Annotated in this window: 16 protein-coding genes; 15 read left to right on the top strand and 1 reads right to left on the bottom strand. The window is 37.0% G+C overall.

Annotation, left to right across the window (positions count from 1 at the left end; genetic code table 11):
- Positions 1 to 15: 15 nt before the first annotated feature.
- Complete coding sequence (locus CLO1100_RS14920; protein WP_014314597.1) at positions 16 to 1,800, bottom strand: FAD-dependent oxidoreductase; 1,785 nt, start codon at positions 1,798 to 1,800, stop codon at positions 16 to 18.
- Positions 1,801 to 2,132: 332 nt separating this feature from the next.
- Here CLO1100_RS14920 and CLO1100_RS14915 point away from each other — a divergent pair, with 332 nt between their 5' ends.
- From CLO1100_RS14915 to CLO1100_RS14845, 15 genes are all read left to right on the top strand, one after another.
- Positions 2,133 to 3,044: a helix-turn-helix domain-containing protein gene (locus CLO1100_RS14915; RefSeq protein ID WP_014314596.1), complete on the top strand. Its 912-nt coding sequence runs from the start codon at positions 2,133 to 2,135 to the stop codon at positions 3,042 to 3,044.
- Positions 3,041 to 4,852 carry a histidine kinase gene (locus CLO1100_RS14910; RefSeq protein WP_014314595.1) on the top strand — a complete coding sequence of 604 codons (1,812 nt, stop codon included), beginning with the start codon at positions 3,041 to 3,043 and terminating at the stop codon, positions 4,850 to 4,852. The genes CLO1100_RS14915 and CLO1100_RS14910 overlap by 4 nt, the downstream gene beginning before the upstream one ends.
- Complete coding sequence (locus CLO1100_RS14905; RefSeq protein WP_014314594.1) at positions 4,853 to 6,481, top strand: helix-turn-helix domain-containing protein; 1,629 nt, start codon at positions 4,853 to 4,855, stop codon at positions 6,479 to 6,481.
- Between the two features lie 197 nt (positions 6,482 to 6,678).
- Positions 6,679 to 8,049 carry an extracellular solute-binding protein gene (locus CLO1100_RS14900; protein ID WP_014314593.1) on the top strand — a complete coding sequence of 457 codons (1,371 nt, stop codon included), beginning with the start codon at positions 6,679 to 6,681 and terminating at the stop codon, positions 8,047 to 8,049.
- Between the two features lie 86 nt (positions 8,050 to 8,135).
- A complete protein-coding gene (locus tag CLO1100_RS14895) occupies positions 8,136 to 9,038 on the top strand; it encodes a sugar ABC transporter permease (protein WP_014314592.1) in 903 nt (300 codons plus the stop codon).
- 12 nt (positions 9,039 to 9,050) lie between these two features.
- The gene (locus tag CLO1100_RS14890; protein ID WP_014314591.1) at positions 9,051 to 9,926 is read left to right on the top strand and encodes a carbohydrate ABC transporter permease; all 876 of its coding nucleotides are present in this window, start codon (positions 9,051 to 9,053) and stop codon (positions 9,924 to 9,926) included.
- Between the two features lie 30 nt (positions 9,927 to 9,956).
- Positions 9,957 to 10,832 (top strand): sugar phosphate isomerase/epimerase family protein, encoded by an 876-nt coding sequence (locus CLO1100_RS14885; protein WP_014314590.1) that lies wholly within the window; start codon positions 9,957 to 9,959, stop codon positions 10,830 to 10,832.
- Position 10,833: 1 nt separating this feature from the next.
- Positions 10,834 to 11,853 (top strand): alcohol dehydrogenase catalytic domain-containing protein, encoded by a 1,020-nt coding sequence (locus CLO1100_RS14880; RefSeq protein ID WP_014314589.1) that lies wholly within the window; start codon positions 10,834 to 10,836, stop codon positions 11,851 to 11,853.
- A gap of 31 nt (positions 11,854 to 11,884) precedes the next feature.
- Complete coding sequence (locus CLO1100_RS14875) at positions 11,885 to 12,862, top strand: carbohydrate kinase (RefSeq protein WP_014314588.1); 978 nt, start codon at positions 11,885 to 11,887, stop codon at positions 12,860 to 12,862.
- Between the two features lie 187 nt (positions 12,863 to 13,049).
- Positions 13,050 to 14,198, top strand: coding sequence for an N-acetylglucosamine-6-phosphate deacetylase (gene nagA, locus CLO1100_RS14870; RefSeq protein ID WP_014314587.1), 1,149 nt, complete (start codon positions 13,050 to 13,052; stop codon positions 14,196 to 14,198).
- A gap of 22 nt (positions 14,199 to 14,220) precedes the next feature.
- The gene (gene nagB / locus CLO1100_RS14865) at positions 14,221 to 14,946 is read left to right on the top strand and encodes a glucosamine-6-phosphate deaminase (protein ID WP_014314586.1); all 726 of its coding nucleotides are present in this window, start codon (positions 14,221 to 14,223) and stop codon (positions 14,944 to 14,946) included.
- A gap of 51 nt (positions 14,947 to 14,997) precedes the next feature.
- On the top strand, positions 14,998 to 15,948 hold the full coding sequence (locus CLO1100_RS14860) for an ROK family protein (protein ID WP_014314585.1): 951 nt from the start codon (positions 14,998 to 15,000) through the stop codon (positions 15,946 to 15,948).
- A gap of 27 nt (positions 15,949 to 15,975) precedes the next feature.
- The gene (locus tag CLO1100_RS14855) at positions 15,976 to 16,428 is read left to right on the top strand and encodes a YhcH/YjgK/YiaL family protein (protein ID WP_014314584.1); all 453 of its coding nucleotides are present in this window, start codon (positions 15,976 to 15,978) and stop codon (positions 16,426 to 16,428) included.
- A gap of 27 nt (positions 16,429 to 16,455) precedes the next feature.
- Entirely contained in the window at positions 16,456 to 17,187 is a 732-nt protein-coding gene (locus CLO1100_RS14850) for a GntR family transcriptional regulator (protein WP_014314583.1), read from the top strand.
- Between the two features lie 231 nt (positions 17,188 to 17,418).
- The gene (locus CLO1100_RS14845) at positions 17,419 to 18,117 is read left to right on the top strand and encodes an N-acetylmannosamine-6-phosphate 2-epimerase (RefSeq protein WP_014314582.1); all 699 of its coding nucleotides are present in this window, start codon (positions 17,419 to 17,421) and stop codon (positions 18,115 to 18,117) included.
- The last annotated feature ends 45 nt before the right edge of the window (positions 18,118 to 18,162 follow it).

Here is an 18,162-nt window from a genome sequence, read left to right as displayed (position 1 = left end):
ATTGACACGCTCCTTTTAGTACGCTCGGATTTCGAAGATTCTCGCATTTGAGTAACCATGTGTTTCAAGAACAGTTACATTGATACGGTTGCCGTAAGTACCCTCAGGTAACTCATGAATATTGAGACGTTGGTAATTGTTTGTGACTTCTTTAAAATAAGTAAGTTCATCTCCGTTGTATACTCTTATTTCATAATCTTTTACAAGCTCTATGGGCATACCTTTTACCTGAGATTCCCTGATACTTTTAGTCATCGAAGGAATGATTTCCTGATTTAAATTAGAATCAAAGGTTAGTCGGAGCTGCCTCATGGCCATGGTTGAGGGTAGTATCACGGAAATTGTTTCACCGTTTTCAGAAATTTTATTTGATTCCCAGCAATTTTTTTTGTCACCTACAGTTCTTGAAACACCATTTATTACATTTATTGGCTCGCAGCCATTAATGAAACTTTTAGCGGACACTGAGGCATCCAGCAAAAGGTCTGCCGAATCAGTATTTATATATCCCGGAATATAGCAGTCATCCTTCAACAATGTCTGCTGTAGTTCATCCATATATTGGGCTACCTCTCTAGGAGCGCAGTTATATTTTGCTGCCAGCGCAGCAGCTGTACCAACCGCCTGTCCCCCAACGGAACAGGTGCCCATAACACGGGAGGAACTTGATGCCATTTTAGTTGTGCTTATGTTCCGACCCACCATCATGAGGTTTTCAATGTTTTTGGAATAATAGCAGCGGTAGGGGATGGTATACGCACCTGAAAAGTTGATATTCGGCTTCGGAAGGCCTTGACGGAAAATTCCCGTCTGGTGATGCTCATCTATAGGCCAACCGCCGTATGCAACAGCATCGTTAAAAATTCTGGTGGTATATATATCATTCTCATTTAGTATATAATCACCTACAAGGCGACGGCTTTCACTTCCGCACGGAACTGTTCCCACCCAGGTAAGTGCATAGTTTTCCGCCTCATAGTCTCCTGAGTTTTTAATATACTCCCAGATGCCGTAAATGTATTTGTAGATATCCTCAGTGATGCGTTCATGGTCGCCAACTATGTCCCGACTGGTTCCTTCAAGCTCAATCCACCAGTAACATGAATCCGTGTTATGTTCTTTAGCTCCGTTATTGTTATGACTTCGGAATTTCAACTCCTCCTTATCAAAGGAATAAGCCCAGGAAGGTTTATTAAATTTTACCGGTTCACCCATATCTTCCGCAAGGAACATGAGAGTGCTGCCTATTTTGTGTTCTTTTGAGTTCTTTGAAGCATTAGTCTGATTAATGTTATCACTGCCTATTTGGTATTCGGCACCTGCAAAAAAACCTAGTGTTCCATTACCAGTAGCATCGATAAAAATGTCTGCTGAGAAGCTATAGGTGGTTTCAGTAGTGGTTTGATGACATATAACGCTTTTAATTTTATTATCACAGGTTTCCACACTGTCCATTGAGGTGTTTAAAAAACAGTCAAGATTATTCTGAAACCGAACCTTTTCCCATAATACGGAATCCCATATAGAAAATGATTGATAAGGATTACGTTGCTTATTTTCCAAAAGGAGTTCTTCTATAATACCTGTTTCAGTTAAATCTTTTTTACTAAGGTGACAATTGGCACCGGCAATATGCATACGTATTTCTGAACTGGCATTTCCACCCAAAACCGGGCGTGCATGTATTATAGCTGTTTTTGCTCCTTGCCTTGCAGCTGCTATGGCCGCATTAATACCGGACATACCTCCGCCTATGACGACAACGTCATACTTTTTATCATAACATCGTTGTGCTTTCATAATTTACTACCTCCAAAATAATTGGTTTTATTACTTAAATGGAGAAAAATTCATTTCCTCTATGGGTTTCAACAAGGCGGGAGACATGTACCTGTCATCTATCGCCTTGTTATAATTGTAAGGCGTTTCTTATGTGTAAACCTTAAATAAATTGCATTTAATCTTTGTTATTCTGCAAATGATAAATCTTTAAAATTCTGCTTTATCTATTACAATCCTGCGATTTTGTATTAAAATCCGAAATCCGCATATTTATTCCTTTGTGAGGGTAGACGTTATATGATAAGATTTTACTAAAACAACATTATGTTTACTGATGGATGTGATAATTTATGAACAGATATTTTAATGTTTTAGAGTATATTAAAAATCTTACAATAGAGCTTAGCTGCCAGATTGCCATTAAGGATTTTGTCGGTTTTATTGAAAAGGACCCTGATGTGGCCCAGTTACTAAATCCATATTATATTCACAAGTCGTCCTTTTGTATGTTTATAAAATTAAACAGAGAAATGTGGAAGCGCTGTCAGGATACAAGTAAACTACTACACAAAAAATGTGAAACCTCTGAGGGTTATTTTGTTGGCACTTGTTACTGTGGATGCAGTGAGATGGTAATTCCGGTTAAATATAACGGTAAGGTCATTGCAGCCATAGGTATCTATGGCTTTGAGCTTGATGATAAACGAGCAGTTCACCGTATTGCAAAAGCGGAGAAAAAGTACGGGATAGACAAAGAAAAGGCACTGCGCCTTTATGCTAAGTCCGTGAAAGACGGTACATTGGATGTCAATAAGATTTTGATGAGATGCGGTATATTGGTAGATTTTTTTCGAATGTATTACAAAGCCCTTATAAACGCAGGAACAGTAAGCCCGCATACCGTTTACAGCACTGACACAAACAGGGCTTATATTCTATCTAATACCATTGAATTTATACGTCTGAACTATACAAATGATATTCGTATCGCAGAAATTGCGGCATTCTGCCAGTGTAGCGAATCCTATATCAGCCATATTTTTAAAAAGAGTATGAATCAGAATATCAATCAATTTATAAATCAAGTTCGTATAGACAAGGCTAAGCAGCTTATCGCAGAGACATCGTGCAGCTTTTTAGAGATATCAGGTAGATGCGGTTTTTCCGATCCCAATTACTTCTCATCTGTTTTTAAGAGGCATACCGGACTATCTCCATCTATGTATAAAAAAAATATTAAGACAGAGAAGGTGCAGATTTGAAGATTATAATGGGTCGGCTATCATCCCGGATTTTTATTATAATTGTATTTTTAATATTAATTCCATTTACACTTATGCTCCAGTATGTAAAGGTTGAAATGGAATCCATCTTACGTAAAGAAATAAGTGCTAAAATTATACAGAATCTGTCCAAAAGTGAGAATGAAATGAACCAGATTTTCAATAAAATGATAAGTATTTCAAATGTCTTTTATAATGATTCTAAAATCGCCGAGGTTTTCAGTAATGACTCATACACTTATTATGATCGTACCGTGGCCTTTAATAATATGTTGAATCAGATTTCAATGTTAAACCTTTACGATGATAGCATAGATTATATGAAAATCACTTTTTTTGACAAAGAGCATAAGGCTTATGCCAATTGGAGTTTGAATAACAACAACTACTCATACCTTTTAGAACAGGACTGGGTACAGGAAAGTATAATAGCTAAAGGGTACATTATTTGGAGTATGTCATCTAAAGGTTATGAAAAAAGTAATTTAGGGGAAACAAATCAGATTTCTCTTGCCCGTTCAATTATGGATAACAATCATTTCGATAATATGCTTGGGACAGTTCTTATAAGCATTGACCAGCAGAAGATATCTGATATCCTTGATAGTTATAAATACTCGGAGAAGGATTCTATTTTCGCATCTACGCAAGAAGGTCAGGTTTTGTTTCACAACAATGATAGTCTTTCCGAAGATGAATTTAATAAAATTGCTATGGAACATAGACATGAACAAAATGGAAGTACTGTGCTAACCGTAAATGGAGGGAAGCATCTGCTGAGCTTTTATACTGTCAAGCTTTTTAGCAAGTACTCACATAAGCAGCTTAAGATTTTTTATCTTACCGATTATCAAAAGCTGGAGAGCCAAATTCACAAGTTAACTGTTAAAATTACTACTATGTGTATCCTTTTTATTGCTGTTATATTATTGATTGCATTTATGATTGCAAACCGAATAGCAAGACCGATAAGGGTTCTTTCCAACCAAATGAAAAACTACAGGGTTGGAGAAGCACCGATTGCATTGAAAAAAGAAAGAAAAGACGAGATAGGTGAAATATATTCAGTATACTATAATATGTCGGTGCATATTAATGACCTTTTCGCAAAACTGCGTCAGGAGCAGGTGACGAAAGAAAAATATAAATATGAATCCTTAAGGTCTAAAATGAGCCCTCATTTTCTCTTCAATACCTTGAACAGCATTAGATGGATGGCTATCATAAGAAAAGCTGATAATATAAGAGAGAGCATAGATTCACTGGCTGAGATTCTCAAATACAGCTTGACGCAGGATGACGAAACAGTTGACCTCGTAAAAGAGCTTGAGGTCATAAAAAGTTATTGTTATATACAAAACATGCGTTTTGGTAATAGCTACTCGTTAGTAGTAGATATGCCCCACTATTTGGAACAATGCCAGATTATTAAATTTATTCTTCAACCTTCCGTTGAAAATATCTTTAAGCATGCATTTTCTCCTAATTCCACCGGGGGAGTTATTACTATTTCAGCACTTATTAAAAATGGCACCCTTGAAATTTCTATTTCAGACAATGGGAAGGGCTTCTCTGAAGACGCTATTTATACATTTAACAGCAAAAGAGAAGGTAAAGTCAGTGAAATAGAGGGTTCCGGTATCGGGCTTGGCATTATCAACGAAAGAATAAAGGTATCTTATGGAAGCGGGTATGGGATAGACATATCCAATAACAATGAAGGCGGTGCACGGGTGGACTATCATCTCCCGGTGATTTATCCTGAATGTGAAAGGAGAGAAATATAAATGAAGCGGGTCATGATAGTAGACGATGAGTATATTGTCCGTATTGGTGTTAAATCCATGCTTGATTGGGAAAAATGGGGCTATTCCGTGGTGTGCGATGCTATCAATGGTCAGGACGCCATCGAAAAAATATCTCAGTATTCACCCCAGATTATTCTTACAGACCTTATGATGGAACCCATAAATGGACTTGAACTTATTGAGTATTGCAATAAAAACGCTTTGGATATAAAAATCATTGTTTTAAGCAATTACACTGATTTTGAGAAGGTTAAAATGGCTATGAAACTTGGCGCAAGGGATTTTATATTTAAATTGACCATAAACGCAGATGAACTTCTTGCTATTTTGAACAATGTATCCAAAGAGATAAATGAAAGAAAAATGTCAGGTAAGGATGCGGAAATGCTGCTGCGCAATAATGCCGGTGTAATAAGAGAACGGCTCATTAACATGATGATTGAGCGCAGTTATTTAAATAAAGCTGATCTGATGAAAGAGTTATGTCTTATAAACGTAAAATGTGATTTTAATAAAACCTATGCGGTCTTGTATTTAAGCGTAGCGGATTACAATATTGTTCATTCGTCAGGGGAGACTCTGGAGCCGGATTTGTTCTCGGCATCTCTGGAAAATATAGTAGGGGAAGTAATGGATGAAATTATTATTTCCCAGACATTCCGATATGAAAAAAATCAGTGTATTGTTACAATAAATTTACCCAGGAGACGTCTCGACAGGGAGTTCATCGGCAAGGTTGAAGCAGGGTTTCAACGCATAGTAAAAAGTGTTGAGCTCTATTTTGGCATGCAGATATATGGAGTCATGAGCAAGGAAACTATGGGTCTGGAGAACTTATCAAATGCTGTAGCTGACTGCAGAAGAGTAATGAATGAACGTTTTTTTATGAAAGAAAACAAGCTGCTGCTATGTACTGATGAAAAGCCAAAGCAGCAAGGATTTCACCTGCCTTCGGAATTCAGATTATCAGACTGGAGAGCGGCATTAGAGGATTTCAATTTTTCAGAAGCGGATACACTTTTGAGAAAGACCATTGGTTATTTTTATGAGAAGGAAGGTATAGAACCCTACCATGTGAGAGAAGCACTTTATGAACTGTACCGGGTTATAAAGGCAGATGGCCTTACAAAAGGAATTATGGTGGACAAGCTGACGGACGACAATGGAATGACTCTGTATCAAGCGATTTTTGAGTACGATTTGCTTTTTAAAATTGAAGAAAGTTTTTTGTCAGTGCTTGGCTTATATGTTAAGGAGAGCAATAAAATCGGTAATAAAAAATTAAAAAAGGAAATTGCCAAAATTGTAGCTTATGTTAAAGAGAATCTTAACAGTGAATTAAGTGTTGCAACTGCTGCCCGTGTGATACATATTAGCGAAAGTCACTTCTCTCATTTATTCAAAAGTGAAATGGGTATATCTTTTGTAGATTATGTAAACAGACTTAGAATTGAAAAAGCAATGAAGTTGCTGACAGAAACTGATAAGAATATTAATGAAATATCTTATGAGGTTGGAATAAATAGCCCGAATTATTTCAGCATACTTTTTAAGAAAATTACCAAAATCTCACCAAATGAGTATAGAAATAGCAAAATAACAGAATAGTTATACTAATCTAAAAATAATAAACATTAAAAGTTCAATAGAATACCTAAATGTAATTAAATGCATATGTGTATATAGATAATCAGCAGAAAAGTAAATATGAAAAGTAGTTCAGTTAATTAACATATCAAGAAGAACGGTTTACGATATTAATGTGCTTAAAACGTACGAATCTATTTATAACGGGAGGAAAGAAAATGTTAAAGAAAAAGTGGACTATTTTCATTGCGGCATCGATGCTCATTACAATGCTTGCCGGCTGTGGCGGTAATTCAGGAGAGAGCAGTCAGACATCCGGCGTGGACTCGGCAGGGAAAACGACAGCTCAATCTGATAAACCCGTAGTACTTAAATTCTGGGGTGGAGTTCCTGCAGAATATGGACCGCAGTTAACAGTGGATGCCTTTAACAAGGAGTATAAGGACAAGGGTATTCAAGCGGAATATATCAGGTTTGTTAATGATGACACGGGTAATATGAAACTTGATACAACATTACTGGCCGGAGGAGATATTGATGTCTTCATGACCTATACCTCAAGTAACCTTGTAAAAAGAGGAACCGGCGGTATGGCACTTGAAATATCAGATAGGCTTTCCAAGGCAGGTTTTGATCCTGTTAAGGAGTTGGGAAACAGTGTAAACCCATATATTTATGATGGAAAAGTATATGGTCTTCCAACAAAAATGGAAAATTATTATATTTTAGCTAACAAGAATATGTTTGATGAAGCAGGTATTCCTCTTCCTGAATCATGGACTTATGATGAATTCAGGGAAACAGCTAAAAAACTCACAAAGGGTGAGGGTCAGAATAAGGTTTATGGTATGTACTGGAACACTATAATGGAAATTTTCAGACCTTCTTATATTGCGCAAACCGTTTTAGGACCTGATTTTCTCTATAAAGCAGGCGGCAAGGAGACAAATCTGGATAATCCTGAGTTTATAAAGCTCAATCAGATGATTTCTGATATGATGTGGGTAGATAAGTCTGCAGTAACCCATACAGACAATGTAACCCAGAAGCTGTCTGTAGAAAGCGTTTTCCTTGCAGGAAAGAGTGCTATGTCGTTAGGTGTATGGACAATCCGATCAATAAAGGACTTAGAAAAGTACCCTCACGATTTTGTTACAGCATATCTCCCGGTTCCTGTATCTGACAATTCCGCGGCGAAGTATTCTATAGGCGAAGGTGCTGCCGGTGATTTTATCTGTATCAATCCGAATTCAGAAAATATTGATAAGGCTATGGAATTTGTAACGTGGTATACCAAGGGTGGTATGCTGTCAATGACCCCATATGGACGTGTGCCGATGTATCAGGGTATCGACTCAAATAAAATTGTTGATGAATATATGAAGAATGGCGAGAAAATTCTGGATAAAAATACAGTTGTAAAATTCCTTGAAAAGAAAGATAATCTTGCAGTTTCTACTGAAACCAAAAAACTTCCGGAAATTCAGAAAGTATTTAATGATGCTCTGGAGTCAATTTATACAGGGAAAAAGGATGCTGCTTCTGCATTAAGCGAGGCTAAGATAAGTGCAGATAAATTCTTGAAATAACAGACAACAGCTAAATTGTTATAAGAGTTATATGAGGACGCTTTAAGCGTCCTCATATACTCTAAGTGCTTTAGCAGAAGGAGGTAATGTATTTGAAGCTGAAATTAAGCAGGCAGCTAAAAACAGACATAACCGGGTACACTTTTATTTTGCCAAATATACTCGGTATGGTAATATTTACACTTTTTCCTCTTTTGTTTTCCCTTTTTATAAGCTTTACTGACTGGGATTTTACAAAGGGACTTGGAAATTGGAACTTTAATTTCGGTGCTAACTATATTGAAATATGGAAGGACGGATGGTTTACATCTTCATTATTTAACACAGTTTTATATTCATTAATGGTTGTTCCCATATCAATTTTTCTTGCATTGGTACTTGCTGTAATTCTTGAGTCATACTGTTTTGCAAAAGTTCCAATGAAGCTGGCAATGTTTATGCCGTATATTTCTAACATAGTTGCTGTTGCAATTGTTTGGGTTATGATGTATTCACCCTGGGGGCCTTTTACACTAATGGTAAAGGCACTTGGATGGGAAACTCCTCCGGCATGGCTGGGTGACTACAATTGGGCGTTGATTGCCGTTACCATCATGTCAATTTGGAGCAGTATAGGGTATAACATTCTGATATACTCATCAGCTATACAGGGACTGCCACAGGATGTGTACGAGGCAGCTGATGTGGACGGTGCAAGTGAGATAACCAAATTCTTTAAGATTACTATACCATCACTTTCACCAACAACATTTTTCCTTGTAATAACTACTTTAATAAATTCGTTCCAGGTATTTGCACCTATTCAGATAATGACAAGAGGCGGTCCGGGAACTTCCACCAGCGTGCTGGTATATTATATCTATACAACCGGATTTACTTTCTTCCGCATGGGTTATGCCTCTGCGATAGCATGGATACTATTTTTATTACTGCTTATCGTTACGTTGATACAGTGGCGTGGACAGAAGAAATGGGTTAGTTATGAATAGGGAGATGAGAAAATGAAGAACAAAGATTTGAAAAAATTCTACTTTATGAAAAAACTATTAATTCGCTTCGGTTGTACTGCATTAATCATCGGAATTTCTCTGGTCATGATTACCCCGTTTTTATGGATGCTTTCGGCATCAATGAAGACTTCTGCCGATGTTTTGAAGCTTCCGATTAAATGGATCCCGGATTATTTCTATCCGGACAATTATATGTCGGTGTGGAACATTGGCGGTAAGGCAAAGGTTGATTATCATTTTGCCGTAGCATATTTAAATTCACTTAAAATTGCTTTTATAAATCTGTTCGGTTCGGTGCTTACAAGCACTCTTGCGGGGTATGCATTTGCGAAGATTAAATTCCGTGGAAGTAATGTGATTTTCTTACTATATCTGGCGGCTATGATGATACCAACACAGGTTACTTTAATTCCTAGATTTACTCTTTTCAATTCACTGGGTATGGTAGGCGGACATCTGCCGCTTATTCTTCCGGGACTTGTTACAATTACCGGTACATTTTTAATGCGCCAGTATTTTATGCAGATACCAAATGAATTGAAGGAAGCGTCATTTATTGATGGTGCCAATGAATTTCAAATTTGGGCACGTATTATGGTTCCCGTTGCAAAGCCTGGTATGGCATCACTGGCAATGCTTGTTTTCCTATGGAACTGGAACAATTACTTAGATGCACTTGTTTTTCTTTCAGACTGGCGTCAATACACAATACCTGTAGCACTTACTAATTTCGTTGAAGAGAGCGTAACCGAATACAATCTTGTTATGGCTGCGTCTGCATCAGCACTGATTCCGGTATTTGCTGTATTTTTGGCAGGCCAGAGATTCTTCGTAAAGGGTCTGGTTGCCGGAGCAGTCAAAGGATAAAGTCAGTATGACAATTTGAAGGAGATTTTTATGAAATACGGTATCTATTATGCTTACTGGGAAAGACAGTGGGGTGGAGAATATCTTCCTTATGTAAAAAGAGTTGCAGGACTTGGCTTCGACATTCTTGAAATTTCCTGTGCATCTCTACTTGATATGAGCGATCGACAGATAGACGAACTTCGTCGTGCTAAAGAAAACTATGGTATAACCCTTACCGGAGGTTATGGTCCGAAGGCAAGCGAGAATATCGCATCTGATAATCCTGCAGTTGTGTCTAATGCGCTCAACTTCTGGAATAAAACATTTAAGATTTTGAAAAGGCTGGATATCAATCTGGTAGGGGGTGGACTATATTCCTACTGGCCTGTTGATTATTCCAACACCATTGACAAAGAGGCAGACCTTGTACGCAGCATCCATGGTGTGAAGAAAATGGCAGCAATGGCGGCTGATTATGGCGTAACTCTTGGTATGGAGGTACTAAATCGCTTTGAAGGATACTTGTTGAATACCGTAGCAGAAGGTGTAGAATTTATTAAAGCCGTCGACAGTCCCAATGTCAAGCTAATGCTTGATACTTTTCATATGAATATTGAAGAAGACAGCCTAGGTGATGCAATACGCACGGCCGGTAAATATCTCGGACACTTCCACACAGGTGAGTGTAACCGCCGGGTTCCCGGCAAGGGACGTATACCATGGCAGGAAATCGGCTGTGCCCTACGGGATATCGGCTACGACGGTGCTATTGTTATGGAGCCCTTTGTTCTAATGGGTGGACAGGTTGGTTCTGATATTAAGGTATGGCGTGACCTCTCGGAGGGAGCATCTCCAGAACAGCTAGATAAGAACGCAAAAGAAGCATTGGAGTTTACAAAACATGTTTTTGAAGGGGGTTTTTAAAATGTTACAGGCAATTATGACCGAACCTGGGAAAATAGTATATCAAGAAGTACCGCTACCGGAAGTCGGAGATAATCAGATAAAAGTAAAAATGAAAATTATCGGAGTATGTGGTTCCGATGTTCACGTAAACCATGGTAAACACCCATACACAAGTTATCCGGTTGTTCAGGGTCATGAGGTATCAGCCATAGTTGAAGAGGTTGGCAGCTCGGTCACCAACGTGAAGGCGGGGGACAGGGTAACTATTCAGCCTCAGGTAGTGTGCGGTGAATGTTATCCCTGTACTCATGGCATGTACAACGATTGCGAAGTCCTAAAGGTCATGGGCTTCCAGACTACCGGCATGGCCAGCGAATATTTTGTGGTAGACGCGGAGAAAGCTATAAAGCTGCCGGAGGGAATGAGTTATGACCATGGGGCTATGATTGAGCCTTTGGCTGTGGCGGTACACGCCGTACGTCGTTACGGAAATATTCAGGGTAAGTCAGTGTTGGTGCTGGGTGGTGGTCCTATTGGCAATCTGGTGGCACAGACCGCTAAAGCAATGGGAGCTGCTAAGGTAATGATGTCCGAGCTTAGCGAATATCGTCTGGAAACGGCTGAAAAATGTGGTATTGCAACAGTAAACCCCAAGGAAAAGGATTTAAAGGAAGCTATAATTAACTTTTTTGGTGTTGATGGGGCAGATGTAATTTTTGAATGTATCGGAATAAACGCTACCATGAAGCAGGCCATTGAATACGCAAGAAAAGGCAGTGACATTGTAGTAGTTGGTGTATTTGGAGATCTCGCTACCATAAATATGGGTTTTGTGCAGGATCATGAATTACGTCTGATTGGCACGGCCATGTACAGGGTGGAGGACTATATTGAAGCTATCCGTCTTGTAGGAGAGGGCTTGATTGAGTTTGACTTATTAATTACCCATAGAGTGCCCTTCCGTGAATACGAGAAAGCATATAAAATCATTGACGAGCAAAAGGATAAAGCTATGAAGGTGCTCATAGAAATGGATTAAAAAAGTCTAAATAAATATAAATTGTAAAGGAATGATTAATATATTTGATGTAGTAGCATTAGGCGAATTATTAATAGATTTTACGCCAACAGGGAATTCCTCTGCAAACAATTTACTTTTTGAAAGAAACCCGGGGGGAGCACCGGCCAATGTACTTACAGCTGTTTCTAAACTGGGAGGAAAGTGTGCTTTTATTGGAAAGGTAGGAAATGATCAGTTTGGAAACTTTCTAAAGAGTGTGCTGGAGGATAACCATATAGAAGCCAAGGGGTTAAAATTCTCTGAAAAAGTTAATACAACACTCGCTTTTGTACATCTTGATGAACACGGAGACAGGAGTTTCAGCTTTTACAGAAACCCGGGAGCGGACTTAATGCTTACACCAGACGATCTGGAGTTAGATATTATAAAAGAGTGTAAAATTTTTCACTTCGGCTCTTTATCAATGACTGATGAACCGGCAAGAAGTGCTACCATAAAGGCAGTAGAATATGCAAAAAGTGAAGGAAAAATCATATCCTATGATCCCAATTGGAGGCCGCTCCTGTGGAAAGATGACATACAAGCAAGGGCCGGCATGATGTTAGGTTTAGAATACGCAGATATTTTGAAAATATCAGAAACGGAACTGGAATTTCTGACAGGGGAAAGTAATCTGGAGTACGGAAGTAAAATACTTTTTAATAAAGGTATAAAGCTTATACTTGTTACACTTGGTCCCAAAGGTTGTTTTTTCAGATGTTCTGATGGCTGCGGTCATTTGAACACATATGACACAAGGGTTGTGGATACTACTGGTGCTGGTGATGCTTTTCTTGGTGGACTCCTATATCAAATAAGCAAAGTAACGTCACCGCTAGTGGAAATTAATAAAACAATGATATCGGATATTATTGACTTCTCTAATGCAGTGGGAGCCCTTTGTGCTTCAAAAAGAGGGGCAATTCCTGCGATGCCTTCCTTACCTGAGGTAGAGGCTTGTATAAATAAAATTCGAAAGGTCAATTAAATAACTTCAGTTATAAAAACCCGTTGGATAATTTCCAACGGGTTTTTAGCTTTACATAATAATGTACATATTTACCCATAGTATATACCATTGCTAATATTGTATATACTAATTACATATTGTATAGACAATTTAATTGTTGTAGTATATAATGAAGTTAATGAAGTTAATGAAGGGAGGGTAAAACTTGAAAGCTATAATAAACGGGAAAATTATCACAGAAAAAGAAGTTTTGGATAACAGAATTCTACTATATAGTGATAAGATTCTGGGATTCATAGAGAGCAAAACAGCTGGTGAGTTGCTTCAGACCTGCCAAGAAGTAATTGATGCAAAAGGAAATTATGTTTCACCCGGTTTTATTGATATGCACCTTCACGGATCAGGTGGATATGACATAATGGATGGGACAAAAGAGAGTTTAGCCGCAATAAGCAGTATTGTAGCTAAAAATGGAGTTACCGGAGTTCTTGCAACAACTATGACAATGAATAGAGATAAGATATATACCGCACTTGATAATATAAAACATTTTATGGGAAAAGAAGCACAAGGTGCAAAAATTCTAGGCGTGCATTTAGAGGGGCCCTTTATAAATAAAAAATACAAGGGAGCACAAGCTGATGAATTCATAACAAAACCCGATTTTAGTTTTATAGAAAAATATGTGGATATTATAAAAGTGATAACTTTAGCTCCTGAAATGGATGAAAATTATAAATTTATAAAAGAAGTAAAGGAAAAAACTAAAATTATTTTATCCATCGGACATTCAAATGCGGAATATGAACAAGCCGTTCAGGCAATAGAAAATGGTGTAAGTCATGCAACTCATACCTTTAATGCAATGACTCCTTTAAATCATAGAAATCCCGGCGTTGTTGGGGCTATTTTAAATTCAGACATATATTGCGAACTGATTGCGGATAAAATACATGTACATCCTGCCATATTTAAAATATTAGCAACCATTAAGGGAATGGACAAGGTTATATTAATAACAGATTCTATGAGGGCCGGCTGTCTTCATGACGGTATTTCTGAGTTGGGGGGACAAAAGGTTATAATTAAAAATAATATAGCAAGACTTGAAGACGGTACACTGGCAGGAAGTACACTAAAGTTGAATCAGGCAATTAAAAACTTTATGGATTATACCGGAAATGGAATATGTCAGGCTGTCAAATTGGCTTCCTTAAATCCGGCAAAAGAGCTGGGTATTGAGAAAGATAGAGGTAGCCTTGAGGTTGGAAAGTATTCAGATATTGTGATTCTGGATGAGGAATTCAATGTTTTTAAAACTATTGTAGAGGGAAAAACAGTATACACATATTAACAGCCACTGGGGGGAATTACAAATGAAAATAATTAAAGTTGACAACTACAATGAAATGAGCAGGAAGGCTGCAAATATACTGGCAAGCCAAATTACTTTAAAATCCAACAGCGTCTTAGGACTGGCAACAGGTGATACTCCATTAGGAATGTATAAAGAATTAGTAAATCTTTATAACAAAAAAGAATTGGACTTTGCAGAAGTAAAAACATTTAATTTAGATGAATACTATGGACTTGCAACGTCGAATACTCAAAGTTATTACTATTTTATGATGAATAACTTATTTAATCATATAAATGTCCCACCTGAAAATATAAACATACCAAATGGAAACACTGAAAATATCGACAAGGAATGTTTAGCATACGAAAATAAAATCACTGAAGTCGGTGGAATTGACATACAAGTACTTGGGATAGGTGTAAACGGACATATTGGATTTAATGAACCAAACGTTAATTTCGAAGCAAAAACACATTTGGTAACACTTGACAAGATGACAATAGAATCAAATTCCAGATTTTTTAAAAATAAAAATGAAGTGCCGACCAAAGCTATAAGTATGGGAATAGGAACAATTATGAGTGCTAAGAAAATATTACTTCTGGCTTGCGGACAATCGAAGGCTGATATTATTGCTGCAGCAATAAGTGGGAAAATTACTCCAGAGGTTCCGGCGTCTATACTACAGCTTCATAAGGATGTTAGGGTAATTGTAGATAAGGATGCAGCTGCAAAACTATAGTAAATGTAGTGGAAATAATATAAATACAATAATGAATCCCGGAGGTAAAAAATGAGTAAACTGGCTATAGGAATAGATATTGGGGGTACAAATATAAAAGCTGCTCTTATTGACAGTACAGGAAGCGTTTCGGATTTTTGTAAAATTCCTACTAATGCAAAGGAAGGCTTTAAAAAAACATTTATTTCGATACAAAACCTAATCCAAAGATATATTGATTCTATTGGGAAGGATAATATAGTGGGAATAGGATGTGCTTGCACAGGTCAGGTTGACAGTGTCAGTGGAAAAGTTTTATATGCCGCAAGTACAATACCGGAATTGTCTGAATTTGAACTGAAAAAAAACCTCGTAGCATTTACCAACCTTCCTGTTGAAGTCGAAAATGATGTGAATGCATGTGCATTAGGGGAAAAATGGTTAGGCGCAGCAAGGGATGTTGAAGATTTCTTATGTATAACCCTTGGGACAGGAATTGGCGGAGCCATTTATAAAAATGGTGGCATTGAACACGGATACAGAGGTGTAGCAGCAGAATTTGGACATATGAGCATTGATATGAATGGAGAACAATGTAACTGCGGTAATAAGGGCTGCTTTGAAAGATATGGTTCCGTTACGGCCCTGATTAAACATTTCAAGGAAGAATTATTAAATGGAAATAAGTCTATTGTCACAGATATGGTAAATGGACATACAGAAAATATAAGCGGTGAGATTATTTATGCAGCAAAGTCTTCAGGCGACCCTCTTGCTACTAAAATAGTTAAAGAGTATAATGAGGCTATAATTTGTGGAACAGTATCACTTGTTCACATTTTTAATCCTGAAGCTGTAATTTTTGGAGGTGGGATAACCACTTTAGGGGATATATTTATAGAACCTATTAAAAAAGAATTGTTATCCAGACTGATGCCTGTTTTTAGAGAAGATTTGATAATCAGAAGGGCAGAATTGGGAGATAATGCTGCTATTTGCGGAATAGTAAGAGAACTTTTTTAAACATAATTATAGGGGAGAGGACTAAAAATGATATTTGATAGTATTAGTAACTGTAAAAAATATGAAGCCCTTCATAGTGATTTTGAGAAAGTATTTAACTTTTTAAAGAGAGCAGACTTAGCTTCTTTAGCACCCGGTAGATATGATATAGATGGAAATAATGTATATGCTTTAGTTCAGGAATATGAAACTAAGAATTTGGCAGACTCTATATATGAAGCACATAGAAAATATATAGATATACAGTGCCTGATTGAAGGTGTTGAAAACATGGGGTATTCCCAAATAGAAAAACTAAAAGTTTTATCACCTTACAATGAGGAAAATGATTTCTTAACACTTTCAGGAGAACCAAGGTTAATATTATACAATCCAAAGGAATTCTTTATATTGTTTCCGGAAGATGCCCATATGCCCGGGATTTCAAATGGAGAAAAGGAAAAAGTTAGAAAGGTAGTTATAAAGGTAAGAGTTAAGTAATTTTATTCTTAGTATGGGGGTATTTTAATGATAGATAAGAACTCATCGGTACCTATTTATGCTCAATTAGAAGAGTATATAAAAAAAAAGATAAAAGAAAAAGTTTATCTTCCGGGAGAATCTCTGCCAACTGAACGAGAACTAACAGAGCTTTTTGGTGTTAGCAGAATGACTGTTAGGCAAGCAATTACAAATCTTGTTCATCAGGGAGTTTTATATAGAACCCATGGTAAGGGAGCCTTTGTTTCAAAAGAAATGATAGAAAAGAAGCTTGAAATAGAGGGCTTTAGTGAAGACATGGAGAAACGAGGTCTTGTTCCAAGCAGCAAAATTTTGTACTTTGAGAAGATTACACCTGATGGTCAGACAGCTCAAATGCTTCAGTTATCAGAAAATGAACAGGTATATTTCATAAATAGGCTGCGTCTTGCAAATGATGAACCTATGGCAATTGAATATAGTTATCTGCCTGAAAAACATTTTCCTGATATGATGAAATATAATTTGCAAAAATGTTCACTTTATACACTGATGAAACAAGAGTATCATGCTGATTTTAATTATATGAAGCAGAATATTAAGGCAGTTACTATAAGTAAAAAAGAAGCCGAGCTGCTATTGAATAAAAGCAGAGGTTTTGGACTTCTTTCTTTAAGGACAATATTTAATGAGGATGACATCCCTATTGAATATGCAAAAACTATTTACAATCCTGATAGATATACTTTTAATCTGACGATATATAATAAGAGCGTTTAAATAAATATATGTAAACAAATAAAAACTCCTTTTGAAATTACAAATTTCAAAAGGAGTTTTTTATTTTATACAAGGCAGTCTATACATTTAAAAAATTGTATATACAAAATGTAAGATTGTATAGACAAAATGTATTTATGGTGCTATAATGATTTCAGAAGCAAGGAATCAACAAATTAGCTAATGAAGCTAGGGTATAGTGTTTTTAACATTATATTAGGGGGTAGCAAAATGAGAAATCGGAATCAGGCACTTAATCGAATTAGAGGGGGAATGATAGTATCCTGCCAAGCACTGGAAGATGAACCTCTTCATAGCTCAACAATAATGATGCGTATGGCTAAAGCAGCACAGGTGGGTGGTGCTGTAGGGATCAGAGCTAATTCTCCACAGGATTGTTCAGAGATTAAGAAAAACGTTGACCTGCCTTTAATAGCTATATATAAGAAAGTGTACGGGCAAAGTGATGTTTTTATTACTCCTACAATTGAAGAGGTAAAAAGTTTGTTAACTGTAAATGCTGAAATTATAGCAGTGGATGCAACTAAAAGACCAAGACCGGATGGAAAAACACTGGAAGAATTTATAAATGAAATCAGAAAGATATATGATGGTCTTCTTATGGCCGACATATCAGATTATGAAGAAGCAATAGAAGCTGAAAGATTGGGCTTTGATCTCGTATCTACTACATTAAGCAGTTATACAGACTATACCAAGGATAGGGAAAAACCTGATATTACACTAATAGAGGATTTAGTAAAAGTATTAAAGGTACCTATAATTGCAGAGGGAAATGTTGAGACTCCGGAACTGGCCGCAAAATGTATCAAAGTCGGAGCATGGGCTGTAGTAACAGGCGGAGCAATAACAAGGCCGCAGCTGATTACAAAGAAGTTTGTAGATTCAATAAAGGCTTTAACAATTTAAAACGGTATTATTTGAACAAAATAATATATACTAATGAATTTGAGG

The sequence above is a fragment of the Clostridium sp. BNL1100 genome (assembly GCF_000244875.1).
Classification (GTDB): Bacteria; Bacillota; Clostridia; order Acetivibrionales; family DSM-1351; genus Ruminiclostridium.
The sequence above is the reverse complement of the archived record's forward strand: the minus strand, read 5'-3'. Positions and strand labels throughout refer to the sequence as shown.

Excerpts from the sequence above, each read along its gene's own strand:
- CLO1100_RS14920 (WP_014314597.1), bottom strand. The coding sequence starts at position 1,800 with ATGAAAGCACAACGATGTTATGATAAAAAGTATGACGTTGTCGTCATA.
- CLO1100_RS14915 (WP_014314596.1), top strand. The coding sequence starts at position 2,133 with ATGAACAGATATTTTAATGTTTTAGAGTATATTAAAAATCTTACAATA.
- CLO1100_RS14905 (WP_014314594.1), top strand. The coding sequence starts at position 4,853 with ATGAAGCGGGTCATGATAGTAGACGATGAGTATATTGTCCGTATTGGT.
- CLO1100_RS14900 (WP_014314593.1), top strand. The coding sequence starts at position 6,679 with ATGTTAAAGAAAAAGTGGACTATTTTCATTGCGGCATCGATGCTCATT.
- CLO1100_RS14895 (WP_014314592.1), top strand. The coding sequence starts at position 8,136 with ATGTATTTGAAGCTGAAATTAAGCAGGCAGCTAAAAACAGACATAACC.
- CLO1100_RS14890 (WP_014314591.1), top strand. The coding sequence starts at position 9,051 with ATGAAGAACAAAGATTTGAAAAAATTCTACTTTATGAAAAAACTATTA.
- CLO1100_RS14885 (WP_014314590.1), top strand. The coding sequence starts at position 9,957 with ATGAAATACGGTATCTATTATGCTTACTGGGAAAGACAGTGGGGTGGA.
- CLO1100_RS14880 (WP_014314589.1), top strand. The coding sequence starts at position 10,834 with ATGTTACAGGCAATTATGACCGAACCTGGGAAAATAGTATATCAAGAA.
- CLO1100_RS14875 (WP_014314588.1), top strand. The coding sequence starts at position 11,885 with ATGATTAATATATTTGATGTAGTAGCATTAGGCGAATTATTAATAGAT.
- nagB (WP_014314586.1), top strand. The coding sequence starts at position 14,221 with ATGAAAATAATTAAAGTTGACAACTACAATGAAATGAGCAGGAAGGCT.
- CLO1100_RS14860 (WP_014314585.1), top strand. The coding sequence starts at position 14,998 with ATGAGTAAACTGGCTATAGGAATAGATATTGGGGGTACAAATATAAAA.
- CLO1100_RS14855 (WP_014314584.1), top strand. The coding sequence starts at position 15,976 with ATGATATTTGATAGTATTAGTAACTGTAAAAAATATGAAGCCCTTCAT.
- CLO1100_RS14850 (WP_014314583.1), top strand. The coding sequence starts at position 16,456 with ATGATAGATAAGAACTCATCGGTACCTATTTATGCTCAATTAGAAGAG.
- CLO1100_RS14845 (WP_014314582.1), top strand. The coding sequence starts at position 17,419 with ATGAGAAATCGGAATCAGGCACTTAATCGAATTAGAGGGGGAATGATA.